The 13186-nt window shown below is 48.1% G+C and carries 8 protein-coding genes; 6 read left to right on the top strand and 2 right to left on the bottom strand.

Annotated elements, in window-relative coordinates; translation table 11 throughout:
* The first annotated feature begins 152 nt into the window (after positions 1 to 152).
* Together K0H59_RS05875 and K0H59_RS05870 are read left to right on the top strand one after the other, a co-directional pair.
* A complete protein-coding gene (locus tag K0H59_RS05875) occupies positions 153 to 1052 on the top strand; it encodes an MBL fold metallo-hydrolase (protein ID WP_220054950.1) in 900 nt (299 codons plus the stop codon).
* Between the two features lie 101 nt (positions 1053 to 1153).
* Positions 1154 to 1807, top strand: a complete 654-nt coding sequence (locus tag K0H59_RS05870; RefSeq protein ID WP_220054949.1) for a DsbA family protein — start codon at positions 1154 to 1156, stop codon at positions 1805 to 1807.
* A 128-nt stretch (positions 1808 to 1935) separates the two neighbouring features.
* Here the strand turns inward: K0H59_RS05870 and K0H59_RS05865 are convergent, their stop codons facing one another.
* Complete coding sequence (locus tag K0H59_RS05865) at positions 1936 to 2271, bottom strand: TapY2 family type IVa secretion system protein (protein WP_088210830.1); 336 nt, start codon at positions 2269 to 2271, stop codon at positions 1936 to 1938.
* A gap of 22 nt (positions 2272 to 2293) precedes the next feature.
* Positions 2294 to 5974 carry a PilC/PilY family type IV pilus protein gene (locus tag K0H59_RS05860; RefSeq protein WP_220054948.1) on the bottom strand — a complete coding sequence of 1227 codons (3681 nt, stop codon included), beginning with the start codon at positions 5972 to 5974 and terminating at the stop codon, positions 2294 to 2296.
* A 545-nt stretch (positions 5975 to 6519) separates the two neighbouring features.
* On the opposite strand from K0H59_RS05860, the gene K0H59_RS05855 reads away from it, so the two are divergent.
* The 4 genes from K0H59_RS05855 to K0H59_RS05840 all read left to right on the top strand — a co-directional run bounded on the left by K0H59_RS05855 (position 6520) and on the right by K0H59_RS05840 (position 13164).
* A complete protein-coding gene (locus tag K0H59_RS05855; protein WP_220054947.1) occupies positions 6520 to 7677 on the top strand; it encodes a metallophosphoesterase in 1158 nt (385 codons plus the stop codon).
* 328 nt (positions 7678 to 8005) lie between these two features.
* A complete protein-coding gene (locus K0H59_RS05850) occupies positions 8006 to 8713 on the top strand; it encodes a transporter substrate-binding domain-containing protein (RefSeq protein ID WP_258405896.1) in 708 nt (235 codons plus the stop codon).
* Positions 8714 to 8911: 198 nt separating this feature from the next.
* Positions 8912 to 10024, top strand: coding sequence for an efflux RND transporter periplasmic adaptor subunit (locus tag K0H59_RS05845; protein WP_220054946.1), 1113 nt, complete (start codon positions 8912 to 8914; stop codon positions 10022 to 10024).
* A complete protein-coding gene (locus K0H59_RS05840; RefSeq protein ID WP_088210836.1) occupies positions 10024 to 13164 on the top strand; it encodes a multidrug efflux RND transporter permease subunit in 3141 nt (1046 codons plus the stop codon). The genes K0H59_RS05845 and K0H59_RS05840 overlap by 1 nt, the downstream gene beginning before the upstream one ends.
* Positions 13165 to 13186 lie beyond the last annotated feature (22 nt).

Raw genomic sequence — 13186 nt, 5'->3', positions numbered from 1 at the left:
TATTCGGCTTTCAACGCCAATTCATCCGAATTATGCAATAAACAAGCGCAATTTTCCGTGTTTATCTAACGTTTTTTGCAACCTAAACTAAGCTCACTTTTGCAGCAGTGCAAATCACCGAATGCCTATTGAATGAATAAGTGAGAACTGAAATGACACTATTGAACAACCTCAGCTTAGCCAGCTTCAAACCCCAATTCGCCGCTGCAATGCTGGTGACGGGAATGGCTACGGCGCAAGCCGCACCTTTGCAAGTGAGCCATTTTAATCCGGGCGAAAACAGCATCTTTGCCGTGTCTTCCAGCTTTATCAGTGGCGAGCATGAAATGATGTTGGTCGATGCTCAGTTCCAAAAAAATGATGCCCAAACCTTAGTGGATACCATTAAGGCCAGCGGCAAAAAACTTACCTTGGTGTATATCAGCCACAGCGATCCAGACTTTTACTTTGGATTGGATGTGATTAAGCAAAACTTTCCCGAGGTAGAAATCGTCGCCACCCAAACCACGGTCGATGATATTAAAGCCTCGATGGAGGGCAAACTCGCCTACTGGGGACCGATTTTAAAGGACAATGCGCCGAGCCAATTAGTGTTGCCAAAGGTGGTGACAACCAATAGCTTTAGTATCGACGGTGAACAAGTGCTGATTGAAGGTCTAGAGGATGCACATCCTAAGCATACCTTCCTGTGGGTACCTTCGGCGAAGACCATCACTGGCGGCGTTGAAGTATTTGATAACACGCACGTTTGGATAGCTGATACCCAGAGTATCGAGTCTCGCCAGGCTTGGTTAGCCCATTTGGATAAAATGAGCGCCCTCTCCCCCGAAACGGTGATCCCAGGACATTATCTTGGCAGGGCGAGATTTGATCAGCGCGCGATTAGCTTTACCCGCGACTATATTCATGCCTTTGAAAATGCGGCTAAAACAGCAAAAAATTCTGCGGACTTAATCGCCAAGATGCTCGCACTCTACCCACAAATCCCCAGCGATGTGGGCCTTGAGATCAGCGCCAAAGTGATTATGGGTGAAATGCGCTGGCCCATGTAAGCGCATCGGGGCATGCTATTCCCTGCCCATTCACTCTGATATTGTGCTTGGATTAGCACTCAAGCCAAAGTTCATTTAAGCCCGTGTTATAGGAAGTACCCATGAATACCACTGAAAATCCACCAGCCGTTTTACATGCCATTATAGATCCTCTGTGCGGTTGGTGTTATGCGGCCGCACCGCTGTTTGATGCCGCAGCCGCTGCCGGATTTACTATCAAACTCCACGCGGGCGGCATGCTCACAGGCCCAAAACGCAAACAGATTGATAATCAATGGCGCGACTATGTGATGCCACATGACCAACGTATTGCCGCGCTAACCGGACAAGCCTTTGGAGAGAACTACTACGAAGGCCTATTGCGTGATACGAGTATCCTATTGGATTCGGCGCCGCCCATCAGGGCGTTACTCGCTGTGGCCGCCTTAGGAGGCGATGATTTAGCCTACTTACATGCGCTGCAGCTAGCCCATTATCGCGATGGCAAGTGCGCAAGCGATGAAAATAACCTGCATCTTTTAGCGGAAAAATTGGGAATAGATGGCGCCGCCTTCGCCCGGGAATACGCCACAAATGAAGAGGCCCTTTATCAACATATCGTCGCTTCACGGGCATTAATGAATCAGCTCGGCGCCCAAGGGTTTCCCTCCGTGGCGCTAGAGACCGATGAAGGTCACTTAAAACTTATCAATCACAGCCGCTTTTACGGTCAACCCTCGAAGTGGCTTGAATATCTGAATGAGCAGCTATCCTAATCGGCAGCGTTCTTATCAAGTTGGTAATTAAAAGCATACGCCTTAGGAAGTTTACTACCTAAGGCGTCATATTTTAGTCCTGAGCACAAAGCGATTATCTAAGTATCTTTAAAGACTTAGCTAATCGGTTAACCTTGATTTTCAGGAGCAAGCTCGGCTTGCTTGGCCTCTTCGAGGGTAAAACTCTCCGTCTTTTTCACACATTCCAGCACCGTCTTAACATAGAGCGCTATCGGCTTATCCTGCGGTAAACGGGGTAATTTTGTTCCGGGTAAAGACAGTTGATACTGCTCGACTTTAGATTCAAACCAGGAGAAACGCATCAGCTTAAATCCTTGATTCGTTTCTAAATAGCATTTGTAATCCTGTCGTTTCTCTTTTTCTGCCGCCATCGCATGCCATTGAAGCCCCCATAACAGCAACAGACAAACGGCACCATATTTCATCATTAAGCTATCACTCATGTTAATTTGCTAAGGCTTTACATCATTGATCTACGTAGTAGTAAATCTTACGTGCTTTGGGCCAACTACCAATACACTTAGGATTACCGCTCTCGCAGGTCGCCTCCTCGGGTACAGCCTTACCAACCCCAATCAAAAACATATCCTGCGTGGGAGCCTTAGCATTGGGATCATCGGGCTGTGCAGCAGGGGGAACGACCAATTGCGGTGTATCCAAAACCAGTTCACCGGCATACAAGAAATCGGTTCTGTAACCATTTGTCCCCTTCTGTAAATTTCTCTTATGAAGAAATCCCCTGCCCGAACTCAAACATTGGCCCGCCAAAGCATCACTGCCAGGTGCAAAGCTAGTAAACTGAACAGCACCCCCAACTATGATTGCAGACGAAAGGCTCTTTTGACCTTTCAGAGGGAACTGATAGTACCACCCCCGTTTTTTGCTAAAGGCTATTTCACTAGCTTGATCCTGTGGTGCGGCAGCAGTCACATCGTATAAGTCACTTAAAGTTAAGGCGCTCGGCACAGGCTTTTGATTAGGTTTACCTTGGAATGATTGGGTCACAACATTCCTATCTTGCAAGGCAAAAAACATATCCGAGCGAGACACATCGTTAGGCTTCGCCCTATGACCGCTGCCTACAACTACGGCATCGTAGGGAATATTCTGCTTAGTCACTGTCTTGGTCGATTTCCCATTCACCACCTGAGTTAACTCGAAAGTATTAGTGATAATGGTCTGCGCGACCGTAGGGCCGGAGAAGAATCGTCTGTCACTTGCCACCGAACTCCTATCCCCTAATACGGCAAATTTAAATCCCGACCAAGTCGAGGTATTTGCAGAAGGCATATCCATTCGCCACACATTCCCTTGGGTGTCTGTGGCATAGATCCTATCCGTTCTACCATCGCCATTACCGTCTAACACGGCAACACTGCTCGGAATACTATTCGCAATCCCAGGCAGTTGGGTATTGGCGCCACTGCCACCAAATTGATGAATTAATGCGCCCGTTTCGGCATCGACAATAAACACGCCTCGGCCTTGGCTATCGTCGCTGCCAATCTCGGCGCCATCCTTAGTCGCAGGGGAATATCCCGCCCCGAAGATAAGCACGGGTTTATCCCCAGTGGCACTCGGAATCGTGGTGACGACAGGCGTCGACCAGGATTGACCTAACTCACCCATTCCCGGTGAGCTGGCATCAATCCTCCACATAAAACTAGGATTATCGGGGGAAGTGATATCGAGGGCATAATAAGCATTTCCCCCACGGCGCATCCCCACAAACACCCACGCTTTTTCAATACGTTTGCCCTGCATTTTGGTGTAAGCGACTGGCGAGCCATCAATGCCGTATACCGAGTGTACGCCCGTTGGTGCATTCGCCTTCAGATCGCGAAAATTCGGCAGCAACTCATAGGGGATAAAACCCCAAGTCTCAGACACGCTATCGCCTTCATCCTTGAACATATGCAGGAACCCATGGTTAGTCCCCACGATAATCCGAATATCGGGCTGGTCTTCTGAGCCAAAATTGAGTGCTAAGGGTTTGGAATGTAAAGCATCCCCCATAATATCGGCGCGCCAATTGGGGGTTGCGTCACTATCGCCACTAGCAGCACTGAGGTCCTGATTCTTATCATTATCGACATCGATGCCCTTAGCCCAATCAAAATGCTCGCTAAGCTCAGTTTCATCGACCCCCATATACAAGGCCAAACGTGCATCGCCCCCCGCTTTGCGAGAGGCATTCGACAGGGTAAATGGGCTTAATCCCGTGCCTAAATTACTGTACAAGGTGCGACTACTCGCCTGCTGCATTGCACCTAGCACTCCACCCCGCTTCACATCGTTACCATCGCCACTCGCACCACACTCTTCGGCCGAGGTCCAATAGGAGCAGGCCTCGGCTTTGATGTTGCCATCTTCACCTATCGCATTGTTACCTTTGCTATCGACAACATCACCACTGCTGGTCACCTTAAATTTCTTGATATTGCCTAACCATCTCGGCCCTTTGTTCGGCAAGAACATAGAGTAATAAGCAGAATCAAAGGTTTGCGTTCGGTTAAAGTTATTACTTGCCACCGAGGGCGAGGTAAAGCTGGCATTTTTTTCGAGGATATTGTTTAAAGCCGTTTGTAATGAAGAGCGTAACTTACTGGCATCGGTCGCATCGAAATACTTACCTCCGCCATTTTCGGCGGTCTGCTTAAGTAAATGTTCGGCACTGGCCGCACCTTCACTAAAGCCGATGGTAAAGGTTCTAACGGTTTGCTTACCCGCAGAATGAGGATTGACGTCTTCGTTTCTCATCCAGCCCGAAAGCGCACTAAGGTAACTGACAGGGCTTGAGGTATGTTTTCCCACACCTTTAGTTAACTGTTCAACCAAACCATCGGCCGCGTTATCCAACGTGGGTTCACCGTCGGTGATATAGATAATATAGGCTTCGTTTTGGCAACGTTTGAAGGGCGAGTTATAATTATTGGTCCCCACGACTAATGCTTCGGGATCGGTAAAAGGGTTTCTTTTCGCTTGGTAAGTCCCTTGATAGCGCCCCCACTGATCGTAATAATGGTAATCGCTATCGTCGTCACCAAAATACTGACTCTGCCCGCCAAAATAGCGGTACGCCTCATAGAGGGTTTCGCATAAGGGGGTATTTTGAGCGTAGTTAATATCATTGATCCCTTTGAGCAGATCAATTTTAGCGGCAGCGGACATGGGCTTAATCCCAGAGATAATCCGCCCACCGTCACGCTGCCCATCATAGGGGCCATTCATGTTGAAAATCGCTAGACCAAAATCCACACCCGGCGTGGTTAGAATCACACTTTCAATCGCATCTTTAGCCAAGGCCAGTCGCGTTTTATTGACCCTAGTTTTAGGACCATGCAGCCAGTTTAAGTAATCTTCGGTATAGACGGTAACCACTTTACCAGTACCAAACGCGGTTTTTTCCGCCTTAGCCTTGGCCGCGGACTTTACACTGTCTGACGAGCTAATACTGGCTTTAGTGTAACGAACCGGTTTGCTCGCCGTCCCTAGGCTATCCACGGGTAAACCTTGGGCTTCGCCTGTAGCGTTACCGAACTTGTTTTCCTGAATATCCTCAAAACAATCGACGGCGGAAATGGAACTCCCGTTAAGCTCTGAAAACTCTCTCCAAGACCCCGAGCTTCCCGAAAAACCATATTCTCTAAAGAATCCCGTAAAGGTGCCATAACGATTCAGATATTCCCATGAGCTTTCGCAGCCATTGAGCGCCCCTTTGAACTTACGTTTTTCCCGCCCTGAACTAGGGTTGGGCGCAGCCGCGTTTTCCGATGAGCCTCGGCTATAGAATAAATTACCCGATTGGGCATAGTTTACTGCGCGCTTATTCTCGTAGGGCGCCTCGACATCATAGGCGAGACTGCTCATGCTGCCCGAGTTATCGAAAATAATCAGCACCTGCGGACGTGAGCCATTACGGGCCGACGCTTCGAAAACATAAAGCTCAGTATCATCGGCGTGAGTCGGCGCCATAAATAAGCTGGCCGCACTCACAATTAAACTCGACAGAATAAGAGAAATGACGGACGTTAACGTATGACGAACGTTTTGAGGTCGAGTGTTAAGGGATATCAGTGAAGAAGCACGAGTAATAGAGGATACCAACCGATTATGTGGCTGGCATTTGAATAAAAACGGAATCATACGGTATGCATATCTGTTATTTAGATAAAAATAAAAACACTTTCACCTAGGATTTAATAAATTAAATCGCACGATTTAAAATAGAAAAGCAAAAATTACCGAATGAAGCACAGTAAAATCATACCATTAGGTGATACTCGTGACTTTTACCACTATCAACACTTATTTGGCAATAAATAAACAAAAATATTTAAACCTCAACACAAATATCCACATATCAGCGTTAATCAAACATTGTCACCCAATCAACTAAGTGGAATAAATCGATATGAACAGGTTTAAAAATAACCGTATACAGCACGATTAAAATAACGATGTAAATTTAAATAGAATATTTATTTAAATGGTTTTGATAAAAATAAATTCACTCTCATTTAAAACGCAGTATTCAATATAAACTCTCAAGTTCTCTTTGAGATAAGCATGACTTTCAATCGCTTACCCATGAACAGATCCCCTCTTGATGACTCTTGCCGCATTCAATTATTAACATTATGCTAACCAGCCCTAAATAGGTGACGTAAAACAATAATAAGGAACATCGAATGCGCATACTCTCCGAATCAGGCCTACCCCATGCCAACAGCCCATCGCGGGATGTGTGTTCGTCCGTGTCACCTAAAAAGCGCAGCAATATCGCCGCTCGAGGAGTTTTATTCTCACTGCTCAGTTTTTTTTCCGTTGCCAGTTACAGTGCAGAGCCAAACTCCCCAGTCACCGATGGCCCCTATGTGTTTCTCGACCAAGGAAAAGAAAACACTGCCTACTGGATCTGCCAGAGTGAGTTAAAACAAACTCCTATCGCAAACAATCAATTGGCTCGCCCCAATGATTGCGGCAACTTGCCACAACCTTTACGCCATAACGCAGCCCCTCAGGTTGAAGCCGACACTTATACCCATGCGGGTAAAATTGTGGCCCTGAGCGATGTGCATGGCCAATTTGACGTGATGATTAATTTGCTTAAAGCCCACAAGATTATTGATGAAAATAATCATTGGGCCTTTGGTGATGGCCATATGGTGATGACAGGCGATATGTTCGACCGCGGTCATCAAGTCAACGAAGTTCTGTGGTTTTTATATGAGTTAGATAAGGAGGCGCAAGCCGCCGGCGGTCGATTACATTTACTTATGGGTAACCACGAGCAAATGGTGTTTCGCGGCGACTTACGCTATATCAATGAGCGTTACAAAACCTCAGCCGAATTGCTTAATCGCAGCTATGATGCGCTCTACAATAAAGACACCGAAATCGGCCGTTGGCTTCGCAGTAAAAACACGCTGGTGAAGATCAACAATCTGCTATTTATGCACGGTGGAATAAGCCCGGAATGGGTCGAGCGTAAACTCAATATCAGCGATGCCAACCAGTTATTTCGCCAGCATTTAGACGATAAAAAAGAAGTGCTAAAACAAAACGATCTGCTGAACTTCCTGTTTTTCACCAATGGTCCGACTTGGTACCGAGGCTACTTTAAAGACGCACTTAGCGAAAAAGAGATTGACCAAATCCTTAACTATTTTAAGGTTGACCACATCATAGTCGGCCATACCTCGCAGGATCGGGTTCTTGGGCTTTACCATAATAAAATCATTGCGATAGATAGCAGCATTAAGAATGGTCAATCTGGCGAGCTATTGCTGATAGACAAAGATAAACTTACCCGCGGCCTCTATCGGGGTGAGCAAGTACAACTTTAAGCCATGGGTAAACATTAAAGGATTAAGGGCTTATGGCATTTTCCCATAAGCCCTATTTTTTCGAGGCGATGATTCGACTAAATATCCATTTTTCGCTGTAGTTATAGATAGTTGTCACCATAGTTATCGCCACTGCCGTTGTCATAGCTCTCACCATAATAACAACCACACAAAATTCCCACTCAAGGTTCAAACAGCCCCTATACTCAGCAAAGTGACGCTTTATTTTAAGGGACGAGTATGAACCTCAAGTCGCTAATCAAGATTAGCCTTGTACTGCAGCTCTTAGGATTATCCGCCCCCCAGTTTAGCGGGACGAGAGTTAACATTGGTCGCAACTAACTACCCTCCCTTTTATACCAGTGAGTTACCTGACCAAGGCGGCGTCGCGCTTGTGGTCAAAGAAGCCTTTAAACGTCGCGGCTACAATGCCAGTGTCAAATTCTATCCCTTCGCTCGGGCAGCCTTGCTTGTTAAAACCGGCCAAGCCGATGGCATTATTGGCCTTTGGTACCGTAAAGAGCGTGAGCAATGGGCGCACTATTCCGATCCCATCCAAGCAGTCCAAATTGTGTTCTATAAACGCAAGGATAATCCGTTAAGTTTTAGTCAATTAACGGAGCTAAAGCCCTTCACCATAGGTATTGGTCGTGGCTATGCCAATCCACCCGAGATAGCTGGTGCGGGACTCACAACAGAGGAAGGCAATTCAGATGAGATGAATCTTAAGAAATTATTTCTAAAACGCATCGACTTAGTCTTAATAGGTCACAACCTTGCTGAGTATTTAATCAAACAACATGGCGATGAATATACCGATGCCTTCGAGCAGGTTGGCGATCCTATCGCGACTGAAGTATTTCATTTAGGGTTTTCCTTGGCCGTTAGCGATCAAACAACCTTAGTGGCAGAGTTTAACAAAGGCCTTGAATCAATGAAGAAAGATGGCCGTTTAGCCGCGATTTTAAGCCGATTCCCCCAACTTCTATCTACTTCAGATCCGATAGAAAAAATACGAACACAAGCACATCCTTAGCCCGATAACTAGGCTATTTTAGCCACGCCCACACAGCCAGAAAAAATTGTTGGCCGTCTTTTCGACAAAAACACAATTTCTTTCACTTTCGTGCGCTTAACTTTACAAAGTTTTACTCACCTGATGACGGTTATTCACTAGAATAGCGCCATTAGTGCGATCGCCTCTTAACCGTCTTTGTGCGAGATAATTATTCCAATGAAAAAAACCATAATAGCCATTGCCTTAATTGCTGCGGTTGCCACCGCTGTGAGTTTTAGTGATGTACTGCAGGCGGCCAAACCCGAAAGCGCGCCCCATTTAATGCGCACTGTACCTGTGGTCACAGGAGAAGTGGTTGAGCATCCGCTGGCACAATCGATTTCACTCATAGGTAAACTCGCCGCCGATCGCGCCGTGGTTATCGCGCCGCAAGTCACTGGTAAAATTAAGCAAATCGCCGTTACCTCGAATCAGGCGGTCAAAAGAGGCCAACTGCTGATCGAACTCGATGATATGAAAGCACAGGCCGCGGTAGCCGAAGCCAATGCCTTTTTAAATGATGAAACCCGTAAACTCAGGGAATTTGAAAAACTCATCAGCCGCAACGCCATCACCCAAACCGAAATCGATGCGCAAAAGGCCAGCGTCGATATAGCTAGAGCCAGACTCGCCTCGGCGCAGGCAGATTTACATTACCATTCGCTAATCGCTCCCTTTGCTGGCAAAACCGGCTTGATTAACTTCAGCGAAGGTAAAATGGTGAGTATTGGCACTGAGCTGATGACCTTGGATGACTTATCCAGCATGCGACTCGACCTACAGGTGCCCGAACATTTTCTGTCACAGCTGAGCATTGGTATGCCAGTCTCGGCGACCAGCCGCGCCTGGCCGGGGGAAACCTTTATCGGCAAAGTGGTCGCCATCGATCCCCGCGTCAATGAAGAAACCTTAAACCTGAAGATCCGTGTGCAATTTGAAAACGCGAAAAACCGCTTAAAGCCCGGCATGATGATGTCATCGACCATCACCTTCCCGCCCATTTCCGCCCCGATTGTGCCAGTGCAAGCCTTAGAATATTCAGGTACTAAGCGCTATGTGTATGTGGTGGGTGAGGACCATATCGCCCATCGCACAGAAGTGATTTTAGGTGCCCGCGTGGGTGACCAAGTGCTTATCGATTCGGGCCTTAAGATTGGCGACAAAGTGGTAGTACAAGGGCTAGTGAACATGCGCGATGGCTTAAAGATCAATGAAGTGGTGCTAGAAGCTAAAAACGATGCTAACCGTCCAGCAGCCAAGTCAGACGTCAACACAGCGGAGACGAAATAATGTGGCTGTCCGATGTATCCGTTAAGCGCCCCGTCGTCGCGATCGTTTTAAGCTTATTGCTGTGTGTCTTTGGTTTAGTGTCCTTCACTAAACTGTCGGTGCGGGAAATGCCCGATGTCGAAAGCCCAGTAGTGACCGTCAGTACCAGCTACTCCGGCGCTTCCGCCGCGATTATGGAAAGCCAGATCACTAAGACCCTCGAAGATGAACTCACGGGGATCAGTGGTATCGATGAAATCACCTCAACAACCCGTAACGGCAGCTCGCGGATCACAGTGAAATTCCTCCTCGGTTGGAACTTAACCGAAGGCGTGAGTGATGTGCGTGACGCCGTGGCCCGCGCCCAGCGCCGCCTGCCCGAAGATGCCAACGATCCTGTGGTCTCTAAGGACAATGGCTCAGGCGAACCCTCTGTCTATGTCAACTTAAGCTCCAGCGTGATGGACAGAACTCAGCTGACCGATTACGCCCAGCGCGTATTAGAAGACAGATTCAGCCTGATCAGCGGCGTGAGTTCCATCAGCATCTCGGGCGGTCTGTACAAGGTGATGTACGTTAAGCTCAGACCCGAGCAAATGGCGGGACGCAATGTCACAGTCACCGACATTATTAACGCACTGCGTAAAGAAAACGTCGAAACCCCGGGCGGTCAAGTACGTAACGATACCACTGTGATGTCGGTGCGCACCAAGAGACTCTATTACACCCCGAAGGATTTTGACTATTTAGTGGTACGCACCGCCAGCGATGGCACGCCTATTTATCTTAAGGATGTGGCGGATGTGGCCGTTGGCGCCCAGAACGAAAACTCCACCTTTAAGAGCGATGGTATCGTTAACTTAAGCTTAGGCGTCATCACTCAGTCCGATGCGAACCCTTTGATTGTGGCGCAGGAAGTCCATAAAGAAGTCGATAGAATTCAAGACTTTCTCCCCGAAGGCACAAGCCTAGTGGTGGACTTTGACTCGACCGTCTTTATCGACCGCTCAATTAACGAGGTATACAACACCCTCTATGTCACTGGCGCCCTCGTAGTATTAGTGCTGTATATCTTTATCGGCCAAGCCAGAGCGACCCTTATCCCAGCGGTAACAGTACCAGTGTCGTTGATCTCGGCCTTTATTGCCGCCAATATGTTTGGCTACTCGATTAACCTCTTGACGCTGATGGCATTAATTCTCGCCATCGGTCTTGTTGTTGACGATGCCATCGTCGTGGTAGAGAACATCTTCCACCACATTGAGCGCGGTGAAGAGCCGCTACTCGCCGCTTACAAAGGCACGCGGGAAGTAGGCTTTGCGGTTGTGGCCACCACCGCCGTGTTAGTCATGGTGTTCCTGCCGATTTCCTTTATGGAGGGTATGGTCGGCTTACTCTTTACCGAGTTCTCTGTGATGCTGGCAGTATCCGTGCTGTTTTCCTCACTTATCGCCCTGACGCTGACGCCAGTACTGAGTAGCAAACTGCTCAAGGCCAATGTTAAACCGAACCGTTTTAACCGTTTTGTCGACAGTGGTTTTGCCCGCATGGAAAAGGTTTACCGTGTTGGCGTAACCCATGCCATTCGTTTTAGATGGTTAGCACCACTGGTGATCCTCGCCTGCGTTGGCGGCAGTGCCTGGTTAATGCAGCAAGTGCCCTCACAGTTAGCACCGCAGGAAGACCGCGGCGTACTGTTCGCCTTCGTAAAAGGTGCCGAAGGCACCAGCTATAACCGTATGACGGCAAACATGGACATAGTCGAAGACCGACTAATGCCCCTGCTCGGCCAAGGTGTGTTACGTTCTTTTAGCGTGCAAGCCCCCGCCTTCGGTGGCCGCGCTGGCGATCAAACTGGCTTTGTGATCATGCAGTTAGAGGATTGGGAGCATCGCCATGTCACGGCGCAGCAAGCCCTTGGCATTATCAGCAACGCCTTAAAAGACATTCCCGACGTGATGGTTCGCCCTATGATGCCAGGCTTTAGGGGTCAATCGAGTGAGCCAGTACAATTCGTGCTGGGCGGCTCAGATTACGCCGAGCTGTTTAAATGGGCACAGGTGTTAAAAGAAGAAGCGAACGCCAGCCCTATGATGGAAGGCGCGGATTTAGACTATGCCGAAACCACACCAGAGCTTATCGTTACCGTCGATAAAGAACGGGCGGCAGAGCTTGGGATCAGTGTCGATGAAGTCTCACAAACCTTAGAAGTGATGCTCGGCGGTCGTAAAGAAACCACCTATGTAGACCGAGGCGAAGAGTACGATGTGTATCTGCGCGGCGATGAAAACAGCTTTAACAACGTCGGCGATTTGAGCCAAATCTATATGCGCTCGGCCAAGGGTGAATTAGTGACGCTCGATACCCTAACCCATATCGAAGAAGTCGCATCGGCACAAAAACTTAGCCATACCAATAAGCAAAAATCGATCACCCTTAAGGCCAACATCAGTAAAGGCTACACCTTGGGCGAAGCCTTGAAGTTTTTGGATAATAAGGCCATTGAGTTATTACCTAAGGATATTTCCATCGGTTATACCGGCGAATCTAAGGACTTTAAAGAAAACCAGAGCAGCATTTTAATCGTGTTCGGTTTAGCACTCCTAGTGGCTTATCTGGTACTGGCGGCGCAATTTGAAAGCTTTATCAACCCCTTAGTGGTGATGTTTACCGTGCCTATGGGGGTATTCGGTGGTTTCCTCGGCCTGTTGGTCACCAGTCAAGGTATTAACATCTATAGCCAGATTGGGATGATCATGTTGATTGGTATGGTGACTAAAAACGGTATCTTAATCGTCGAGTTTGCTAACCAATTGCGTGACCGCGGTTTAGCCCTAGACAAAGCCATTATCGACGCCTCGACTCGTCGCTTACGCCCCATTCTGATGACAGCCTTCACCACTTTGGTAGGTGCTGTGCCGCTGATTTTCTCATCGGGCGCGGGCTCTGAGAGTCGGATTGCCGTAGGTACTGTAGTGTTCTTCGGCATGGCCTTCGCTACCTTTGTAACCCTGTTCGTGATCCCGGCCATGTACCGTTTAATCTCGGCCGCGACCCATTCACCGGGTTATGTTGAGGCCAAACTCGAGGCAGCCATCAAAGCTCAAGAATTAGCGGCGCAAGAGGCGGCGAAACAACAGGAACCCACTGCCAAAGCATAGCGATACAGTAAAGCGAAACGGC

The organism is Shewanella sp. FJAT-51649 (assembly GCF_019457435.1).
Taxonomy (GTDB): domain Bacteria; phylum Pseudomonadota; class Gammaproteobacteria; order Enterobacterales; family Shewanellaceae; genus Shewanella; species Shewanella mangrovisoli.
The sequence above is the reverse complement of the archived record's forward strand: the minus strand, read 5'-3'. Positions and strand labels throughout refer to the sequence as shown.